This is a genomic window from Desulfosporosinus acididurans, assembly GCF_001029285.1.
Taxonomy (GTDB): Bacteria; Bacillota; Desulfitobacteriia; order Desulfitobacteriales; family Desulfitobacteriaceae; genus Desulfosporosinus; species Desulfosporosinus acididurans.
This window is the reverse complement of the sequence record NZ_LDZY01000011.1, coordinates 153,804-174,424: the sequence shown is the minus strand read 5'-3', so window position 1 is coordinate 174,424 and position 20,621 is coordinate 153,804. Positions and strand designations below refer to the sequence as shown.

Sequence of the window (20,621 nt, the reverse complement as noted above, 5' to 3'; positions counted from 1 at the left end):
TAATGTAAAAGGTTATATATCTTTTGCGTAAATGGGAGCATTTTTTTTATACTTTATAATTCAAGGCAGTTGCTTCCCAACAAACTCGTTAAAGAATTAAAGATACAAAAGATACTCCATGAAACTTTAAAGGGAGTGGTCAACTATAAGTTTTGACTACTCCCTAAAAGAGGTTACATAAAGTGAACTTGAAGTGAGGTGTGGGAAGACCCCCGCTTATAGAAGCGGGAGCCTTATGATTGGATAAATATGTTTTGGCTAATTTTAACAGCTAATTCTAATAAAGTATAATACAGTACTTTGACTCCGTCGGCACAATCATCGGGGCTGCTCCATTCTGCCGGATTGTGACTGATTCCATCTTTCGAACGGACAAAAATCATGCCGATGGGGCAGATGTTCACCATCTGCATGGCGTCATGTCCTGCACCACTGGGCAGAGAAAAATATGGGAGTTCTGAAGCCACACATGCTTTTTGAGCGGCAATTTGGAACTCTTCTGCGCAAGGTGCAGGCGGAATTCTTTGCAGAATGTCAGTCTTGAGACTAACTCCTCTGTCCTTGCAGATTCTATCGAATTCCTTAAAGATCTGCCTTTCCACCTTATCGCTGACCTCCTGGGAAGTATCCCTAAGATCTAAGGTAAATTCGACGGTTCCAGGAATGATATTGATACCTCCAGGCTGTACATTAAGCCGTCCTACGGTAGCTACCGTAGTTCCTGTTGATTTCGCCTCTCGTTCAACAACTTGAACCATTTCGGCAGCCGCAACTAAGGCATCATGACGCAAGGTCATGGGCGTAGCTCCGGCATGCCCCGCTTCACCATAGACAGAACATTTTAGCCAAAGTTCGTTGACGATCCCGCTGACGATACCAATAGAGAGGTTCTTCGATTCCAAAACTTTTCCTTGTTCAATGTGGAGTTCAATAAAGGCTTTGATTGATTCTTGGGAGCGGTTAGCCTCGCCGATCTTGTTCGGATCGTACCCTTGTGCCTTCATTGCCTCAGCGACAGAAATACCATTTCTATCTTTTATTTCAAGATCTTTATGGCTTAGATTGCCGATAACCCCTCGGCTCCCAAACATACTAAAACTAAAACGAGATCCTTCTTCGTCGTTAAAAGCATAAACCTCAATGGGATGCTTCGTTTCAATATGTTGTTCGTTTAGTGTCTGCAAGACTTCAATTGCTCCGAGAAGACCTAGTGCACCGTCATAGATTCCTCCGTCACAAACAGAGTCTATATGGGAACCTGTTAGAACCACTGCTGCGTTAGGGTCACATCCTTCCCGGCGGCCAATCAGATTGCCTACGGCATCTTCTCTTACTTGTAAGCCGGCTTCCCGCATGTAAACAGCAACAAGATCTTTTGCCGATCTATCTTCTTGAGTAAAGGCGTGACGAGTTATGCCTCCAGATTGATTCCTTCCTATCTTCCCTAATTCCAATAAACGATGAAGTAGACGTTCCTTATTAATCACGTTTGTCACTCCTTAAATTGGCTTATATTGTGTCTAGTTTTATTTTTTAATATTTTTAGACTTTTGTCTTTAGTAATTATAGATAATAAAATCATCTTTTAATTAGCACATTGTGATAATGAAAAATGTAAATGTTCATTATATTCTAGATGTAGCACATTATTCGAATTGTATAAATTCAATGTTAAGGAGGGGACATTACCAATAATAATTTAGATTTAAGACTTAAGCTGGGTATCCTAAAGAGATGTCGGATTTTAGGTATTTAATTAGTAAAAGGAGGGGTTGGGCAATGTTTGATCTGGTTATAAAAAACGGCAAGGTTGTTAAAACGGATGGAATTATCGAAGCTAATATAGGAGTTAAGAATGGGAAAATTGCTGCCATCGTAGAATCCGAAAATTCCCTTGAAGGTAAAGAAGTAATTGATGCTCAGAGAAACTATATATTCCCCGGGGCTATTGACAGTCATGCTCACTTAAATGATCCAGGTTACTTATGGAGAGAAGACTATGCTCACGGCACTGCAGCAGCAGGGGTGGGGGGAATCACTACAATCATTGATATGCCTCTGCAGAATGAACCAGCAATGACGGATGCTCAGATTTTTGATAAAAAGATTCAAGCGGTTTCTGCAAACGCTTATGTTGACTATTGTTTCTGGGGAGGACTAGTTGACTATAACTTAAATCAATTGAAAGGACTAGATGAAAAAGGTTGTATCGGTTTTAAATCCTTCATTGGGCCGGTATCTCCTGATTACGTATCTCTTACTATCGGTCAAGCTAAAGAAGCTATGGAAATTTTGCGGGAGTTTGATGCCCGTGCCGCTTTTCATTGCGAAGACTATTCCCTGATCAAGTGGGAAGAGAAGAGAGCACAACGTAAAGTAAAAAATGACTGGCAGGATTTTTTAAATTCCAGACCGGTCATTGCCGAACTAATAGCCACTCAAAATATAATTAATCTTGCCAAGGAGCTGGGAGCAAAAGCCCATATCTGTCATGTCAGCCATCCTCGTGTTGCTAAAATCATTCAAGAGGCACAGCAGCAAGGGATTGATGTAACAGCTGAAACATGCGGACATTATCTTACGTTTACCGACCAAGACGTCATTAAGAATGGCAGTTTGTTCAAATGTGCACCCCCCTTAAGGGAAGCGGCCGCTGTAGAAGAAATGTGGGAATATGTTAATAACGGGACATTATCTTGCGTAGCTTCTGATCATTCACCGTGTGAATTGAGTGAGAAGAGTGAAGAAAAGCATGGGATTTTTGGAGCATGGGGTGGCATTAGCGGTATCCAGAATGTCATGCAGGTCGTCTTTAGCGAAGGCGTTGTCAAGAGAGGCTATAATCCGACCTTATTGGCCCGGAGTTTAAGTGAAGGTCCAGCAAAGGTTTGCGGGATTTTTGGCAAAAAGGGTGCCATTGAGGTTGGATTTGATGCCGATCTCGTTATCCTTGATCCGGAAAAGGAATGGGAAATTACTCCGGAGTCCTTGTACTATGTCAATAAAATTTCTGCTTTTGTCGGTTTAAAAGGAAAGGGTCTTCCTATCTGCACCGTTGTAAGGGGTCAAGTGGTCGCCAAAGACGGCAAATTAGTCGGTCAAAAGGGCTTTGGTGAATTTGTCAGCAAATTGAAATAGGTTAGGGGGATAATTATGAGCAAGCGTTATGACTTAATTATTCGGCAGGGAATGCTTGTCTGTCCAGACGGTGTCAAGAAAGCAGATGTTGCTGTTGACGATGAAAGAATTGTTGAAATCGCTGAGGAAATAAGCGGTGAGGCTAAGGAAACGATTGATGCCTCAGGTAACTATGTTTTTCCCGGTGCGACAGATGGACATGTTCATTTTAACGACCCAGGCCGTACGGAGTGGGAAACTATCGCCACCGGAAGTAACGCGCTGGCTGCCGGCGGAGGGGTTGCTTATTTTGATATGCCGCTTAACTGCAATCCCTGTACGTTAGATGCTAAAAACTTTAACAATAAGCTTGCCGTTGCTCAGAGGGATTCTTTAGTCGATTATGGATTTTGGGGCGGTCTTACGCCTAAAAATTTAGATAAGCTGGAAGAGCTTGCCGAATGCGGCGTTGTTGGCTTTAAGGCCTTCTCATGTTTCAGCGGAATTACAGAGTTTGAGAGAATGGACGATTACACGGCCTTAGTCGGCATGGAGAAATTAGCCAAGCTTGGTTATCCTCTAATGGTTCATTGTGAAAACGCTGAGATTGTGAGTGCCTTAACTGCTCAAGCTCTGGCCAACAATAAGACGACTGTCCGCGACTATTTTGCAGCTCATTCGCCCATAACAGAAATTGAAAATGTCTCACGGATGATTTCCTACGCTGAGGAAACGGGCTGCAAATTGATTATTGCCCACGTGAGCACCGCAAGGGCAGTGGAGTTAGTAACACAGGCCAGGAACAGGGGAGTTGATGTTTCCTGTGAAACCATCGGTCATTATTTAATTCTGACCGATGATGATGTTGAACGGATGGGAACGGTCGCCAAATGTTCACCCCCAATCCGCGATGCCCAAAACCAAACTAAAATGTGGGGTAAATTGTTCAACGGTGAATTTACCTTTATCTCCTCAGACCATTCACCGTGTGATCCCAAGCTGAAAGACGGAGAGTTTTTGAAGGTTTGGGGAGGGATCTCAGCCTGTCAAACGACGTTGTCGTCACTGCTTACTCATGGTTATCATGAGCGAAAAGTACCCCTTGCCGATATTGCCAAATTGACTGCACAAAATGTCAATGAGGTCTTTAAAATTCCTGGGAAAGGAAAGATTGCCTTAGGATTTGACGGGGACTTTGCGCTGGTTGACTTAAATCAGGAGTTTACACTTCAGGCAGAAGATCTCTTCTATAAACATAAGGCCAGCCCATATGTAGGCAGCACCTTCCGCGGAAACATCATTCAAACCATTCTCAGAGGTAAGACGATATTTAAAGACGGAAAAGTAGTTTCCAAACCAATCGGCAAACATTTAAGACCTCTCGTTTAATTCAGGGATCGCTTAGAATAGGGCTAACGCTTAAGAAGAGGAGTAGGTAAAATGTCTACAAATTCAGGAGACCTCGAAACAAACGTAACCCAGGTTTCACAGTCGGCAGATCATGATGAAGCTTTGAATCCGAAATCACCAAACGAACGGACGGTAGGTCCAATCCCCTATATGTTTATGTGGATCGGAGATGGCGTTAACTTAGGTAATATGACGCTGGGAGCGAGTTTAGTTGTCGCAGGAGTTGCCACGTTGAATATCGTTCAGACCTTTGCAGCCGCCATTATCGCTATCGCCATTATTTCGTCGGTATTTGCTTTAAATGATAGACTTGGTTATCGAACCGGAATTCCTTATGTCGTACAACTTAGAATGTCTTTTGGCCTAAAAGGAGCTACTGTAACCTCACTATTGCGCGGCATTCCTGCCGTTGTCTGGTATGGTGTCCAGAGCTGGATCGGGGGTACAGCCTTAAACGAAATTGCCAAGGCCATTACCGGCGGAGCCTTTAATAATGTTGTTATTTGTTTTGTTGTTCTTCAATTGGTGCAAATTGTAATCTCGATGTACGGATTCCATGCTATTAAGTGGGTTGAAACGCTGACTTCTATCGTGATTATGGTTGCCCTGGTTTATGTGTTTGGCATTCTCGTCACAAAGTATAATGGTGTCATTAGTCAAAAATGGGTTCATGCTACCGGTTCATGGGGGTTGCCCTTCTTTTCCTTCATCATGGTTTTTCTGGGGAATTATGCAGGTATCTTTTTAAGTGCTGCCGATTATTCGAGAGAGTTAAAATCGGGTATTCGTGATGGAAAACGTGGCTTCCTCTATTTCTCACCGATTGTGCTGGCCTATGGTTTTGTTATTACGATCGGCGCTATGCTGGCATCGGCAACTGGGATCTCCAATCCTGTCAAAGCTTTTGCCATCGTCGTTGATAATTCCTATATTACAGTATTTGTATCGGCCTTCATCGTTCTTGGTGCAGTTGCCACAAACATGGTTGCCAATATTGTCACCCCAACTTATGTCATTCAGCTGTTCACAAAATTGAAATATAAAGTAGCAGTATTTATTACTGGACTGTTAGGGCTGTGTGCCTTTCCCTGGGTGCTTGTTCAGGATTCCTCAGCCAAAGGTCTGGATATGTTCATTCTTATCTATTCAGCGTTCTTGGGACCAATTGTCGCAATTTTGCTTATTGAATATTATATCCTAAGAAAACAACGTGTAGAAGTTAGTGAATTGTACAATCAAGCGGGGGTCTTTGCCGGTTATAATCCCGCAGCAATACTTGCCATGCTGATTGGAGCAGGTGCCGCCTTTCTGAAAGTCGATCTTGCCTGGATAATTGGCCTGGTAGTTGCAGGAATTGCTTATTATCTCCTGATGAAATTTGCCTTTAAAGGGTCAAAATTTAAAAGTGGTACAATATTTGAGAACAATTAGTTAGTAAAATCATAGCATTAAGTTAGGGGAAGTCGGCTGCAAAGACGGCTTCCTTTAATTTCATATGTAAACGCATTTTTTTGGCATTAAAGATATAGGTGCAGGAAAAGAGAAGAAATAAACGAATTATTGACGATACTCTAAGTAAGATGATTATTAACAGGAGGAGTAACGTGGAATTAACAGTTGAGAAATTGCTCAAACTCGAACCTCTTCGAACGTCACAAGTAATGGCAGGTGCCCAGGGCCTTAAGAATGTGGTTAAAGGGGTTACCATTATGGAAGCTCCGGATATCGTCGATTGGCTGGCCGGTGGTGAACTGCTCCTGACAAGTTTATATTCCACTCTGGGAGGAAAGGTGAACTATCACGAGTTCATCCGAAATCTCGCAGCCAAAGGTGTCTGCGCGCTGGCGGTTAAAATTCGGCGCTTTGTTGATAGAATCCCGCCGGATATCCTAGAGATTGCCGATGAGGTGGGTTTGCCTATTATTGAATTAAATGGCAATGTTCGCTATGTGGATATTATGTATCCCGTCATGGAGATGCTCTTTAACAAGCAAGTTATTGAACTCAAATATTATAAAGAAATTCAGGAACGGTTTACCGCTTTAGCGCTTCAATGCCAAGGACTTGATAAGATCACAAGGACTTTAGCGGAATTGGTTGGAAATCCGGTGAGTGTTTTTGATAACCAAAGGAAATGTTTGTCTGCCACTGATGAGAAATTTTCTGATTTTGAGGGTATGATGACATTTTATGAAGGGGAATTACTAAGCAAGGACTTTAATTCCTATCGCATCAAAATAGCGGGAGCAGGGGAAGAGCCTGTTTACCAAGTTGTGGTTCCGATTCAAGCCTTAGGCCAGATAAAAGCTTATTTAATTGTGACTGAAATTAACAAACCAATGGATGAGATGGAATTGATTTGTTTGGATCAAGCTACGACAGTTGTAACCCTGGAGATGGTCAGGCGTTTTGCCGTCCGCGAAGTTGAACAAAAATTTAGCAATGATATTGTTGAGAAACTCATTAGCGGAGAGATTGAAGTTAGCAGTTTGCGTGAAAGGGCTAATCTCCTGGCTTGGGAAATTAATCGTTCTTTTGTTGTTGTACTGTTCAGCCTCAAAAATCTGGATGAGTGTTTAGCAGATACTAAGTTCAAACAGGATAAGATTGCTTTTCAAGGAATTAAAGCTGAAATTCAGTCATTGATTATGAACGTGATGAGAACACGAATGAAAGACTTTATTCTCGGACATAAAGGTGACTCGATCATTGTGTTATGGCCTGTTAGAGAATCAAGTAAAACGATTGAGGAGATTAAGAAGGCTGGGCGGGAAATTCAGGATAATGCGAAGAAACGATGGAAAAAAATCATGATTGGGATTGGTATTGGTAATGTTGCCGCGGAGATCGAAGAGATTCCAAGGAGTTATAAAGAAGCCCAGGATGCCCTAATATATGGAGAAATGCTTCAAGGAGAAGACGTCATTTCCTGGTTCCAAGACCTAGGTGTCTATCGAATGCTTTGCAAGTTTGGACAAGGTAATGATCTTGCAGATTTTGTTCCTAAATCACTCAAAATACTTGTGGACTATGATCGGCAGAACCAAACGGAACTCTTAAAGAGTTTAGAAGTCTTTCTAGAGTATAATGGTAACGCAAGTAAAGCAGCAAAAGCGCTCTTTATTCATTACAAAACCTTACTTTATCGTTTAGAACGGATTAAAGAGGTCACCGGACTTGATCTAGAGGATTATAAAAATCGCTTAGAATTAGAACTCGGCTTAAAGATCATTCAAATTTTAAATCAACGGGTATAATTGAGAAACGAAAATAAGAGACGACTGCAATTCTACGCAATCGTCTCTTATTTTAATAGCAGGAGCTGTTCTAAACCAGATGACAGGCAACCAAGTGTCCGTTGCCGCAATCTTTTAATTCAGGGGTTGTTTGGGCACATTGTTGCTGTGCTTTTGGACAACGTGTACGGAAATAACAACCGCTCGGTGGGTCAATGGGACTTGGAACCCCGCCCTCTAAGACTATGCGGGAGCGTTTTAGCTCTACATCCGGATCAGGAATCGGTATAGCCGATAAGAGAGCCTGCGTATAAGGGTGCATCGGATGATCATAAAGGTCTTGGCTCGTTGTTATTTCTACAATTCGTCCTAAATACATGACTGCGATTCGATGGGAGATGTGTTTAACCATAGAAAGGTCATGAGCAATAAATAGATAAGTCAATCCAAGTTGTTCTTGCAATTCTTCCAGCATGTTAACGATTTGGGCTTGAATAGAGACATCGAGAGCTGAGATAGGTTCATCACAAATAATCAGCTTGGGGTTGACCGCCAAAGCTCGGGCGATCCCGATCCGTTGTCTCTGACCACCGGAAAATTCATGAGGGAAGCGGTTGGCATGCTCGGAATTCAACCCGACAGTTTCCAACAATTCATAGATTCGATTGGTGCGTTTTTGACCGCTGGCCAGATGATGAATGTCGAGAGCTTCACCGATAATATCCCCGACAGTCATCCGCGGATTAAGTGAGGCATAGGGATCCTGGAAAATCATCTGCATATCACGGCGAACAGTCATCATTTCTTTTTTGCTTAGGTCATAGATATTGCGGCCCATAAATTTTGCTTCGCCGGACGTCGCTTCATAGAGGCGGATAATCGTACGTCCGGCTGTTGATTTGCCGCAGCCGCTCTCGCCAACTAAGCCTAACGTTTCTCCCTGATGAAGCTTAAAGGATATGCCGTTTACAGCATGAACTTTTTTGTTTTCACGGGATAAAAAGCCCTCATTAATCGGAAAGTGTTTGACTAGATTATTGACTTCCAGAATAACTTCGTTGCTCATGATCTAGCCTCCTTCTCATCAATCCCGTTGAAGGTCACCTTGGGAGCGTCGGGATGAAGAAGCCAGCATGCTGCCCGGTGTTTTTCATTAAGATCAGTATAAGCCGGAGGCTGGGTTTCACAGATCTTCATAGCATGCGGGCAGCGTGCCGCAAAGCCGCATCCTTTAGGAGGATTAAGCAGATCGGGAGGACTCCCGACGATAGGCACCAGTTTGCTGCGCTTGGAGGCATCTAAGCGGGGAACGCTTTTTAACAATCCCCAAGTATAAGGGTGCCGAGGATCCTTAAAGATATCCTGGGTTGAACCCATTTCTACGATTTTGCCGCCATACATGACGATAATTCGCGAACAAAGACCAGCCACAACTCCCAAATCGTGGGTAATTAAGATGATCGAAGTATTAACTTTATCCTTTAAGTCCTTCATTAACTCCAAGATCTGAGCCTGAATTGTGACGTCCAAGGCAGTGGTTGGCTCATCTGCAATTAATAGCTTGGGATTGCAGAGCAAGGCCATAGCAATCATAACCCTTTGTCTCATTCCGCCGGAGAATTCATGAGGATATTGTTTCAAACGTCGTTCAGGATTAGAAATTCCTACCATGGTCAAATATTTAGCAGCACGTCCTAAAGCTTCATTTTTGCCGATCCCTTCATGGTGCTGTAAGACTTCCGTCATCTGCCGTCCTATGGTAAGCACAGGATTTAGGCTTGTCATCGGGTCTTGAAAGATCATACCGATCTCTTTGCCCCGGATTTTCTGCATCTCTTTTTCCGGCAGGCGGACTAAATCCCGGCCCGCTAAACGGATTTGACCGTTTTTAATTTTTCCGGGGGGATTGGGAATCAAACGCATGATTGACTGAACAGTTACCGACTTACCGCAGCCGGATTCTCCGACAATCCCCACAGCTTCCCCTTCATCGACATGAAAACTAACCCCCGAAACTGACTGCACTTCTCCAGCATAGGTATAGAAGGAGGTGCTGAGGTTTTCCACTTCCAGTAAAGCCACAATATCTCCTCCTTACTTGCGCATTTTTGGATCAAAGGCATCACGAAGCCCATCACCAATAAAGTTAAATGCCAGCATTAAAATAGCAATTAAAGCTGCCGGAAAAATTAAAGCAAAAGCATAACCTGGAATATTCCCCCGTCCTTCGGCGGCCATATATCCAAGACTAACCAAAGGTGGCTGCACTCCTAAACCGATAAAGCTCAGGAAGGCTTCCATAAAAATAGCGGCTGGTATCTGCAAAGCAGATACTACAATAATTTGCCCGACAGTATTGGGAAGCAAATGCTTGAAGAGAATGCGGGGAGTGCTTGCTCCTAGAGTGCGGGCGGCCAAAACAAATTCTTGTTCCCGCATTGTCAGGATTTGACCGCGAACGATTCTGGCCATGGTAACCCAGTATTCGATACCGAGAACAATAAAAATATTGCGCAGACCAGAACCAAGAAGAACCATCAACAAAATGACATATAACATGTCAGGAACACTAAAGATGATATCAATAAACCGTTGCATCAGATTATCAATGCGACCGCCCACATAGCCGGAGATACCGCCATAGATGATTCCGATAGTCAGGTTAATCAGTACTGAACCAAAACCAATGGCCAGGGAAATCTGGGTTCCATACATAGCTCGGGTTAAAATATCCCTGCCCAGTTCATCAGTGCCGAAGGGATGTACCCAGCTGGGAGGGTTTAAGGTATGGCTCAAGTCATTGGAATAATAGTTAAAGTGAGAGAAGAAGGGCCCTACAAAGCCAAACAAACAGATAAGAATAAGAACAATCAGCCCGCCCATGGCTAGAGGATTCTTTTTAAAACGACGGCGGGCATCCTGCCAGAGGGTGGTGCTTGGCCGGTTAATCGCATCGGTTTTTTGAGTTCGTTGCAGCGGTGTAAATGAATCTAAAGGCAAACTCATGCTCAGACCCCCTTTTGATCGGTTAACTTGATGCGCGGATCGACCAGAGTATAAGCAATATCCACCAAAAGGTTAAACGTGACCATTAATGTGGCAACCAGAATCGTTGTCCCCATGATCACGGGATAATCACGGTTGGTAATACTGGTAACAAAATATTGTCCAATTCCGGGAATATTAAAGATATATTCGATAACAAAATTGCCGCAGAGAATATAAGCAAAGAAAGGCCCCATGAACGTCAAAAGTGGGATAATGGCATTTTTGAGGGCGTGTCGGAAAACAATAATATAACCGGGCAGTCCCTTAGCTTTTGCAGTTCTGATATAGTCCTGATGGAGAACATCGAGCATGCTTGTCCGAGTGAGACGGGTGATTTGGGCCACAGGGTAGGCACTTAAAGCCAGAACGGGCATAACAAGCTGGTTTGGATCTCCCCAGCCGATGGGCGGAAAGAGATGGAGTTTAAATCCAACATAATACTGTAAAAGGGTAGCAATTACGAAACTTGGTACGGAGATACCAATGGTAGCCAAAAATGTAGCCACATAATCGGCCGTTTTATTTTGCCTCAAGGCAGCAATAATGCCTAAAAACGTGCCGCAGATTAAGGCGAGAATAGTAGCCATGGAACCGATAGCCGCTGTTCGGGGCAAGCCCTCTTTAATAATATCATTGACGGACCGTCCCTGATAACGGAAAGTGGGTCCAAAGTCAAAGTGCGCAGCATTTTTTAGATAATCGGTGTATTGCTTAAACAGAGGATCGTTCAAGTGGTAACGGGCATTAATGTTGGCCTGAACCTGAGGCAGCAAAATCTTATCGGAAGCAAATGGGCCGCCGGGTATCGCATGCATTAAAAAGAAGGTCAGAGTTATCACCAACCAAATTACTAAAATAGCCGCCAGGATTCGTCCGAGTAAATAGCGAACCATATTCCTCCCCCTTAATCAAAGTTACAGAATTACAGAGTTAAGGGGCAAGTTACTGGAACTTGCCCCTTAACTTACTGTCCACTCAACATGATGTTATTGTAAATAAGCGGTTTTGAAATCAAAGTCCCCCATAGGATTAACGAGAACTCCCTTAATGTTGTCCTTCATAACATAGTTTTGTACATAGAAATAAATCGGCATAATCGGGTTTTCTTTCATTAAAATGTTTTCCGCATCATGCATGGCTTTCATACGTACAGCTTGGTCTGCAGTGTTCTTTGCGGTTTGAATATCTTTGTCATACTGAGCATTGGACCAACCAGTTTGGTTTTCTCCATTTCCGGTGGTGAACATATCCATAAAGGTCATAGGATCGATATAATCGCCATTCCAGCCGGCGCGTGCAACATCGTATTGCAGGTTTTGCATCGTTTGCAGGTAAACTTGCCATTCTTGACCGAGCAATTTGACATTGATACCTAAATTCTTATGCCAGAAATCCTGAATAGCTTGGGCAGGGAGTTGATGAGTACCGTTTGTATTATAAAGAAGTGTCAGAGTTGGGAAATTTTTACCATCAGGATAACCAGCTGCAGCTAACAGTTGTTTAGCCTTGGCTATATCTTCGGTAATGAAATTTCCGCCAACGGTACGGAAGTCTTTACCTGGTGCGGCATCAGGAATTCCACCTGGTACGTATGCATAGGCCGGAGTTTGTCCGCCTTTAAAGACATTGGTAATTAAATCCTGACGATTGAGACAGATGGACAGGGCCTCGCGTACGCGAGGATCATTTAAAGGAGCTTTAGTAGTGTTGAACCGATAGAAATATGTGCCTAATTGAGGAGCTTGTTTGAGGGTTCCGGATTTTTTGTAGCGGACGATATCTTCCGGAGTTGGGTCATATAAGCCATCCAATTGTCCGGCATCAAAAGCGGTTGCAGCAGCTTTGTGATCTTCTACCAAGTTGAAATCGAGTTCTGAGAGTTTAACATCGGCTGCATCCCAATAATTAGGGTTTTTCACAAGAGTCATCGTGTCGCTGTGAGTCCATGATTTCATCATAAAGGGACCGTTGCTCACAAAGGTTTTGGCTTCCGTATTCCAGTTCTTATTGGCTTTAACGTTTTTTTGGTCAACCGGATAATAGGTTTGGAAAGCCAGCAAGGATTTGAAATAGGGCGTAGGAGCTGCCAGAGTAAGTACTAAGGTATGAGGGTCTTTCACTTCGATACCCACTTGATCTGCCGTAGCTTTACCGGCATTATATTCTTTCGCGTTTTTAAAATAGTATAATTGGTAGGCATAATTTGAAGCTGCCGCTGGATCAAGAGCATGGAGCCAGGAAGCTTTAAAATCATCAGCAGTCAAAGGATCTCCGTTGCTGAACTTTGTGTCTTTCAGTTTGATGGTGTAAGTTAAACCGTCAGCAGATACGTCAATGCTCTTGGCAATTGCCAATTGCGGATTATTGTTTTTATCCAGACGGGTTAAACCTTCAAATAAATTCATCTCCATGATTGCTTCGGGAACACCGTCGGACATCTGGGGGTCGAGGGTTTTAGGTTCTGCGCCCGGATCAAAACTCACCTTCATTTGTTTACCAGCACCTTGAGTTGCTTGGGTGCTTGAGGTACCGCAGCCGGTAACTACAGATCCAAGAACAAGAGCAGCTGATAAGACTGAAACCAACCATTTTTTCTTTCTGATCATGATTGTTCTTTCTTCCTCCTTATATTTTTTCTTTTGTCTCCGCAGGTAATTTCGGCGGATTCAATTGTTGTGTATTCGGTATTGATATTGTAAATTCCTGCTACAAAATCAGAGAGAAAAAAGAGAATATGTAAATATCGAAAGTATAAATACAAAAATAACAAAAATAATGTTCGTTTAAAAATTGCGAGTTACATAATAAGATTGATTTTTATTAAACTTTGATACAATAGCGAAATACGATTAATTAAGAAAATTAACAGAAGTAAACGAGTATACCATTATTTAGAGTTTTTTAAAAGTTTCTACAGTCATAAGACTTTCTACCGGAGATGCTTTCAAGCAATTTAGACAGAAGCAGAAACTCACTTGAAGCGAATTTCTGCTTATAAAATAATCTAAAATAAGAGCCCATTTAGAAATTGGCGATTGTTAAGAGAACACTTTATTTTGTGAATTACCACCACCATCCAAACCAAGGCCAACCCCAAAAACCGAACCAAGGCCAGCGCCAACCAAAGCCGCCCCACCAACGACCATACATAACCAAAACCTCCTTTGCAGCAGTTTAGGATGTCTTCATCCTTAATATAAGCTATGAAGGTATATGGGATAATGTACCAAATTTAATTCGAACAACTTCTTAGATAAAAATAAGTCCGTTGCAAAATGAGTATTTATACGTTTTTATAAACAAACCCCTGCATATAAGTGGATGATAAACCACTATTTATGCAGGGGTTTTATTTTATGGGGGGGCTTATACATTTTGAAACAGCCCCAATAGATATGAAAATTACAATATTAGATGGCCCTTAAGAGCAAGTACTGATCAAGGGACATATAGTAAATTAGACCTGCCAAAATATGTATATTGTGGTATAGGGTTTTTAAATTACTTGAAAGGGGGAAGGAACATGTATGGTTGGGGTTATGCCGGCAGCGTCTGTACTAGAGTAGGTCTTGGTCAGGTACCTGGTCCAGGTGGTATTGGTACTTTAAGGCCTTGGGTTTGCTGCCCTGTTGTAGGATGCTTTAAATGTGGAGTAGCAGTTATTTTTATAGCTATTCTAATTTTAGTTGCCTTAGGTGTTATCTTTTAACGTGTTTACAATTGTTTTTAAGCTTGTTGTGGCTTGGTAAGTGACGAAGCCTCGTATTCAGCTGACTGTCAGTAATTAGGCTGGCAGTCTTCATTCTTTACTTCATGGCCTTTTTTGCATCAAGTTCAGCTTTAGCTGAACGAGTTCATTTGAATTTTATCAAATCGGCGGCACGCTTTAATTGTTCATCCAGCACCTTAGCATATATTCTTGTTGTCCTCGGATCTGCATGTCCAAGAGCATCTTGAACAATCGCTAGATTATCCGTTTCCCGCAGGAGCAAAGTAGCAAATGTCGAACGTAATTTGTGAACACTGTAACCTTCCGTGTTATGTCCAAACGATTTGAGGATGGTCATATATTTGGCAATTAGATTTTGTACTGCTCTTTTGCTGATTCGGTTTCCTTGAATCGATAGGAAAAGAGCATCAACGTTATTACGGGCATAACGAGGGCGTTCGCCGCTAAGATAATCATTTATCGCTGTCGCGACTTCCTGATTAAAATAAACAACGGTTTCCTTATTCCCTTTACGTGTAAGTTTAAAGTACCCCTTTGTTATAAATATATGGCTGAGATCCAAACCGCAAAGTTCAGATAAGCGCAATCCTGTGCCGATTAAAGTAAGGACAATGGCATAATCACGTTTCTCGGTATAAGCATAGTATTTGAGCTGACCGTCGGATAATCCTGTACCGGTTTCTAAAGCATCTGTCAAATCAGCAATTTGATTAGGTTCTAAAGCTTTAGGAAGGTTTTGATTAACGTAGATTGGATCTAATTTAATTGTAACGTCTTTATGTATCATATCTTCACGAAGCATGTATCGATATAATGACTTAATTACTGCCTGTTTACGAGCCAGAGCACGGGGACCGTTATTACGTTCGGAATTTGCCCAACTTAAATAAGATTCAATATGGCGATGATCTACAGTTTCCATGACTGAAACCTGGATCTGAGAGGGAGAGGCGGGGAAGTTGGGCATCGTGCGGCAGAGATAATTAAAAAACATACCCAACTCGTAAACGTATGCTGCTTGAGTGGATTTTGACTTATTAGTAACTGCAAGATGATTGATAAAATCTTGAGCAAATTGGGGCAGAAGGTGTTTCGTTGTCTTGATATCCATTATCAAACCTCCAATGGTCCAGTAATATGAGAGCATCAGGAGTATATATTAGTCATAATTATACATCGTCATGGCAAAGGGAGAGCAGTTCTACTTCGAAAGAAGTAAAGGCTCTCCCTGAATGTTTATACCGTTTCTTTAATCATTTGCTCTGAGGCGTCATCGTTTTCTTGTTTAAGCATTCTCTTGATAACAAGATATTTTTGAAAACGAATAAGAATGAGTTTGCGTAAAAGGAACTGATTTCTTTCTATGGAGGTGGTGGATTCGAGCATATGAACATTGATATTGCTTTTAAATAAGGAAAAAACAATTCCGGAAAAAGCTAATAATATTGTTAAATTAAAAAATAAAAAAAGCCAATTATCAAGTTGCATTAGCTCACCTCCTCATGGAAATTATATATCCTGAGAGAACTATTGACAAGCGAGGGAATGACAAGAGTCGAAGACTATTGAGGGAACCCAGTCTTGAGGGAAGACACTTAGATTTGAGTTATGTTTAAAATACATATTGACAACATAAACTATCAATGCTATTATTTAGTTCCGCGCTAAAAGTAGTTGAAGATGCTGATTAAACGTTCTGATAAAGAAAGTAAAAGCAAGTCAAAATTGCTTTAAGCGAAAGCTTAGGCATTAAGATATATTGGGGTGTCGCCAAGCGGTAAGGCACCAGACTTTGACTCTGGCATTCGTTGGTTCGAATCCAGCCACCCCAGCCAATTTATTATGCGTGGTGGTTATGGCGAAGTGGTTAACGCACCGGATTGTGGCTCCGGCACTCGTGGGTTCAAGTCCCACTATCCACCCCAATACATAGGAGATTATCCTCCTATAATATTTATCTGGCCCGTTGGTCAAGCGGCTTAAGACACCGCCCTTTCACGGCGGCTACACGGGTTCGAATCCCGTACGGGTCACCATTCATAATGAGCCATTAGCTCAGTCGGTAGAGCACCTGACTTTTAATCAGGGTGTCCCGCGTTCGAGTCGCGGATGGCTCACCATTTCGTTATTTGCATCCGGATTGTGGTTAATTCTAAAAACAGGGTGAAGTAATATAATATATTAGAAACCGATGCTATTCAAGTGAATAAAGGCATCGGTTTTTTCTTATATACCGCTCCGTATCAATATATTGCCTAACGATTATGATCATTGCTGAAATAAGTTGTTATTATTATCATGACAAACGGAATTAGTGAACAAGTTCACTCTTCTTTTAAACCGGCAAGGCTTCTGGCATAGCTTTTTTTCTCTTCAAAGTTAGTTAGGTTATATAAGGCCATTTTTTGCGCCATGGGGGAACCGGCTCCATGCCAAGTACCTGCACCATGCAGGCCGGCACACCAGTTTTGAATAAACTTGGCGATTCGCAGACGTTGTTCGGCCGGTGCTGAGGCTTTCATGAACTTGCGGACATAATGGGCTGTTTCAGGATTTTCCAATTCCAGCTCGGAAGGCATGGTTACTGCCATCCCGCCGCCAATGTCTCCGGCCCATTTCAGGATATCCCAAAAACCGTCGGCAATAGTAAGTTTGGCCGCGTTGCCAAAGATGTCATCCGGCTGAAAAAAGCCGGAGCCGGCCGGTTCCTCATGTCCTTTCAGCGCTGCAGCGACAGTACAGGCCCGAGCGGTTTCATTGATTCGAATCATGTCGGTCATCTTTTCCACAATATGAGGCGCTTTTTGAATCCCGGAGAACTCTGCGGCAAGTTGGGTGGCACCGATAATCAGGTCAGCAAAACCCACTTTGCAGGCACCGCCGCAGTTCATGCGATGTGTCTTGGCGAACCGAGCGACTAACCGTCCGGAATACTTTGCTTCACCGCACATGAAAACATGTTCCCAAGGTATAAATACATTATCGAAGACCATGATGCAAGTCTCCCTTTGACCGTAAAGGGGATTGCCCAGGTATTTCACGTCAGGGGACAGTTCTCTTTCGGCGGTAAATGGTGTGTACTGGCAAATATACGTTAATCCTTCGGCTCCGTTGGGTACGGCAAAGGCTACGGCAAAGTCCTCTTCTCCTTGACGCATTCCCATGGTGGGAATCACTAATGTTTCATGTGAACCGATCGCGCCACTCTGGCTGACTTTTGCTCCCCGCACTACGATGCCGTCTTCTCTTTTTTCTACTATGTGAACATAGACGTCAGGGTCATCCTGTTCTACAGGTCGTTTAGTTCGGTCGCCTTTAGCGTCAGTAACCCCTCCACTTACGGCCAGATCATTTTCTTGGAGGTATTTGAGATGATTGAGCAGGCGGCTGTGATACTCTGTACCTAACTCCCTGTCCATTTCCCAAGTAATACCGGCTAAGGCGTTCAAGACATCCGCCCCCACACAGCGATAATTACAGGTCCCCAGCATTTGGCTGGTTAGGGTTGCCATTTCTGACCTTCTTTCCAGATCAGCGACGCTGGAGGCAATGTGTAGGTTTCTGCTTACTTTGTCACCCAAATATGGTGAGAAAACATTCATGATGTCAGCGTATTTCGGATCCTCAGCCAGCTCGTAAACCCTGGCATTAGCGCGAAGGACGGTCACTGTGGTGGAATTTTCATGAAGGTTAACCTGCTTACCGCCGAGAAAGATCCTTGGATTATAAGCTTTCATACTCTCAAGGTATTCAGTCGCTGTTTTCATTGTAATCCTCCTTTTTAATAACTGAAGGGAGATGTGGCTAATTAAGATATGCGGTTTATAATATTCAAAATATTCAATATAAATTAGCAAATTCCTTTTTAAATTTCGATATTAGATGGAAATAATTTATATCAACATAAGGCGGTTGATTAATACCGGGATAACCCCGTTGTGAAGAGAAATGAATGACTGCAGACTTATCAAGGGTTCTGGACTGACTGTGGATAGGGTATTGCGCTTTTGTTGTCAAATGCAGCGCCCTGCGATTACAGGCAAAAAGAAGGTTCTTATTATGTTTAGAAGTCTGGAATTGATGGCAGGCTTCTCGCAGCATGTGATAAATTAACAAGATAAAATAACAATACCGTTAAGCAGGTAATTACAAATATTTTGGTGAAGTATTATGATGAACAGATTATTAGATAAACAGATAATGACAAGCGGCATTAGTGCCATGAAACAGCGAAAGGAATGACAACCATATATGAAAAGAAGGTATGCCTTAGCAGAGGTTACTGAGAAGCTGGCTGCAGTTGCACAGGGGAGGGAAGCGGCGGATACGGTCATAAGGAATGCACGCTTAGTGAATGTTAATACGGCAGAAATTGTTTCGGGCGTCGATGTCGCTATAACCCACGGAAGAATAGCTTTAGTTGGAAATGCTTCCCATACAATCGATGAGAAAACACAGATTATTGAAGCCCAAGGGAGTTATATTACGCCTGGGTTCATGGACGGACATATGCATGTCGAAAGCAGTATGCTGTCTGTTCGAGAATTCGCCCGCGTTGTTATGCCCCATGGAACTACGGCCATTTTTATGGATCCTCATGAAATGGCTAATGTTCTGGGCATGGATGGCGTACGTCTGATGATTGAAGACGGCAGAAATGTTCCTCTCAGGGTTTATACCGCAATGCCTTCCTGCGTTCCGGCAGCTCCAGGCTTCGAAGATACCGGGGCTGAATTAGGCCCTAAAGAGATAGAAGAAGCTATGACCTGGAAAGAGGTTGTGGGCTTGGGAGAAATGATGAATTTTCCCGGAGTAATTCAGGGAAATTCGGATACGCATAAGGAACTTCAGGCAACTCTAAATGCTAATAAAACAATAACCGGACATTACTCGATGCCGGAAACGGGAGCAGGCTTAAATGCTTATGTGGCTGCTGGTGTACGCTGCTGCCATGAGTCAGTGAGGATGGAAGACGCGCTGGCCAAAATGCGTTTGGGGATGTATGCGCAGCTGCGGGAAGGTTCTGCTTGGCATGATTTAAAGGAAACAGTCAGAAGTATTACTGAGAACCGGATAGATACGCGGTACGCTACCCTAATCAGTGATGATACCCATCCGGAAACTCTGGTTTCCTTAGGACACCTTGATCATATCGTTAAACGGGCCATCGAAGAGGGGGTTAACCCCATTACGGCTGTCCAAATGGTGACGTTAAATGTTGCTCAATGCTTTGAAATGAGTAAGGATCTTGGTAGTATTTCCCCAGGTCGCTGGGCAGATATTCTAATAATAAGTGACTTAACGAACGTTACCATCGAAAAGGTTATCATTAACGGGGAACTGGTTGCTGAAAACGGTAAACTGACCGTGGAGATTTCCGGAAGTACCTATCCGGATTACGCGAAGAAAACCGTGCATTTGGCTGGGAAATTGACGGCTGAGGATTTTGCAGTGTCTGTCCCGAGTTTAGAGCAAAACCAAGCTAAGGTTCGCGTTATAGAAATTATTGAGGCTAAGGTCGGGACTTATCATAGGGAGTGTGCGTTACCCGTTGCCGCCGGCAAAATTCAAACGGACTTAAGACAGGATGTCATTAAAGCCGCAGTTATTGAACGCCATAAAGCAACTGGTACTATGGGGAAAGGGTTTGTCAAAGGTTTTCACCTAAAAGAAGGAGCCGTAGCTTCAACGGTTTCCCATGATGCGCATAACCTGCTGATTGTTGGGACGAACGATGCGGACATGGCTTTGGCCGGAAATACTCTTGCTGAAGTCGGCGGCGGACTCGTGGCTGTTAAAAACGGTCAGATTTTGGCTCTGCTGCCTTTACCCATAGCCGGGCTGATGTGTGAAGAGCCTGCTGAGGCAGTAGCCGGGAAAGTAGCCAGTCTCGAGAGAGCATGGCAGGAGCTGGGCTGCGATCTGGTATCCCCATTTATGACCACATCACTGCTGGCCTTGGCCGTTCTGCCAGAGTTGAGACTAACTAATCGGGGACTTGTAGATACATGTCAATTCAAGTTTTTAGATTTGCTAATTGAGTAGTTCGATTCTTTTCTCTCGAATAAAGGCAATCAAGC

At 43.0% G+C, this 20,621-nt stretch carries 15 protein-coding genes and 4 tRNA genes; 10 read left to right on the top strand and 9 right to left on the bottom strand.

The features are described 5' to 3' along the window. Positions 1-233: 233 nt before the first annotated feature. A complete protein-coding gene (locus tag DEAC_RS15935) occupies positions 234-1,487 on the bottom strand; it encodes a Zn-dependent hydrolase (RefSeq protein WP_047811055.1) in 1,254 nt (417 codons plus the stop codon). A gap of 292 nt (positions 1,488-1,779) precedes the next feature. Between DEAC_RS15935 and allB (DEAC_RS15930) the strand changes: the two genes are divergently transcribed. The 4 genes from allB (DEAC_RS15930) to DEAC_RS15915 all read left to right on the top strand — a co-directional run bounded on the left by allB (DEAC_RS15930) (position 1,780) and on the right by DEAC_RS15915 (position 7,784). Then, positions 1,780-3,138 (top strand): allantoinase AllB, encoded by a 1,359-nt coding sequence (allB, locus tag DEAC_RS15930; protein ID WP_047811054.1) that lies wholly within the window; start codon positions 1,780-1,782, stop codon positions 3,136-3,138. 15 nt (positions 3,139-3,153) lie between these two features. Continuing rightward, the gene (allB, locus tag DEAC_RS15925; protein WP_047811053.1) at positions 3,154-4,506 is read left to right on the top strand and encodes an allantoinase AllB; all 1,353 of its coding nucleotides are present in this window, start codon (positions 3,154-3,156) and stop codon (positions 4,504-4,506) included. Positions 4,507-4,557: 51 nt separating this feature from the next. Beyond that, positions 4,558-5,958 (top strand): NCS1 family transporter, encoded by a 1,401-nt coding sequence (locus DEAC_RS15920; protein ID WP_047811052.1) that lies wholly within the window; start codon positions 4,558-4,560, stop codon positions 5,956-5,958. Between the two features lie 173 nt (positions 5,959-6,131). Continuing rightward, positions 6,132-7,784 (top strand): PucR family transcriptional regulator, encoded by a 1,653-nt coding sequence (locus tag DEAC_RS15915; protein ID WP_047811051.1) that lies wholly within the window; start codon positions 6,132-6,134, stop codon positions 7,782-7,784. 70 nt (positions 7,785-7,854) lie between these two features. Here the strand turns inward: DEAC_RS15915 and DEAC_RS15910 are convergent, their stop codons facing one another. The 5 genes from DEAC_RS15910 to DEAC_RS15890 all read right to left on the bottom strand — a co-directional run bounded on the left by DEAC_RS15910 (position 7,855) and on the right by DEAC_RS15890 (position 13,417). Beyond that, positions 7,855-8,829 (bottom strand): ABC transporter ATP-binding protein, encoded by a 975-nt coding sequence (locus DEAC_RS15910; RefSeq protein WP_047811050.1) that lies wholly within the window; start codon positions 8,827-8,829, stop codon positions 7,855-7,857. Next, on the bottom strand, positions 8,826-9,848 hold the full coding sequence (locus DEAC_RS15905) for an ABC transporter ATP-binding protein (protein ID WP_200903154.1): 1,023 nt from the start codon (positions 9,846-9,848) through the stop codon (positions 8,826-8,828). Before DEAC_RS15905 ends, DEAC_RS15910 begins: the two co-directional genes overlap by 4 nt. A gap of 9 nt (positions 9,849-9,857) precedes the next feature. Beyond that, positions 9,858-10,769, bottom strand: coding sequence for an ABC transporter permease (locus tag DEAC_RS15900; protein WP_047811048.1), 912 nt, complete (start codon positions 10,767-10,769; stop codon positions 9,858-9,860). A 2-nt stretch (positions 10,770-10,771) separates the two neighbouring features. Then, positions 10,772-11,704, bottom strand: coding sequence for an ABC transporter permease (locus DEAC_RS15895; protein ID WP_047811047.1), 933 nt, complete (start codon positions 11,702-11,704; stop codon positions 10,772-10,774). A gap of 93 nt (positions 11,705-11,797) precedes the next feature. Next, positions 11,798-13,417, bottom strand: a complete 1,620-nt coding sequence (locus DEAC_RS15890) for a peptide ABC transporter substrate-binding protein (RefSeq protein WP_047811046.1) — start codon at positions 13,415-13,417, stop codon at positions 11,798-11,800. Between the two features lie 917 nt (positions 13,418-14,334). Between DEAC_RS15890 and DEAC_RS23760 the strand changes: the two genes are divergently transcribed. Further along, positions 14,335-14,520 (top strand): hypothetical protein, encoded by a 186-nt coding sequence (locus DEAC_RS23760; protein WP_047811045.1) that lies wholly within the window; start codon positions 14,335-14,337, stop codon positions 14,518-14,520. A 145-nt stretch (positions 14,521-14,665) separates the two neighbouring features. Here DEAC_RS23760 and DEAC_RS15880 read toward each other — a convergent pair whose 3' ends face one another. Both DEAC_RS15880 and DEAC_RS15875 read right to left on the bottom strand, forming a co-directional pair. Further along, a complete protein-coding gene (locus DEAC_RS15880) occupies positions 14,666-15,652 on the bottom strand; it encodes a tyrosine-type recombinase/integrase (RefSeq protein WP_047811044.1) in 987 nt (328 codons plus the stop codon). 125 nt (positions 15,653-15,777) lie between these two features. Further along, a complete protein-coding gene (locus DEAC_RS15875; protein ID WP_047811043.1) occupies positions 15,778-16,029 on the bottom strand; it encodes a hypothetical protein in 252 nt (83 codons plus the stop codon). A 272-nt stretch (positions 16,030-16,301) separates the two neighbouring features. Between DEAC_RS15875 and DEAC_RS15870 the strand changes: the two genes are divergently transcribed. The 4 genes from DEAC_RS15870 to DEAC_RS15855 all read left to right on the top strand — a co-directional run bounded on the left by DEAC_RS15870 (position 16,302) and on the right by DEAC_RS15855 (position 16,661). Further along, positions 16,302-16,376, top strand: a tRNA-Gln gene (locus tag DEAC_RS15870). 14 nt (positions 16,377-16,390) lie between these two features. Beyond that, positions 16,391-16,466, top strand: a tRNA-His gene (locus DEAC_RS15865). 35 nt (positions 16,467-16,501) lie between these two features. Then, positions 16,502-16,577 (top strand) — tRNA-Glu (locus DEAC_RS15860). 8 nt (positions 16,578-16,585) lie between these two features. After that, positions 16,586-16,661: transfer RNA gene (locus DEAC_RS15855), tRNA-Lys, on the top strand. 204 nt (positions 16,662-16,865) lie between these two features. On the opposite strand, the gene DEAC_RS15850 is transcribed toward DEAC_RS15855, so the two are convergent. Beyond that, positions 16,866-18,308 (bottom strand): 4-hydroxyphenylacetate 3-hydroxylase N-terminal domain-containing protein, encoded by a 1,443-nt coding sequence (locus DEAC_RS15850; RefSeq protein WP_047811042.1) that lies wholly within the window; start codon positions 18,306-18,308, stop codon positions 16,866-16,868. Positions 18,309-18,792: 484 nt separating this feature from the next. On the opposite strand from DEAC_RS15850, the gene ade reads away from it, so the two are divergent. Next, on the top strand, positions 18,793-20,586 hold the full coding sequence (gene ade, locus DEAC_RS15845; RefSeq protein ID WP_047811041.1) for an adenine deaminase: 1,794 nt from the start codon (positions 18,793-18,795) through the stop codon (positions 20,584-20,586). Positions 20,587-20,621: the final 35 nt, after the last annotated feature.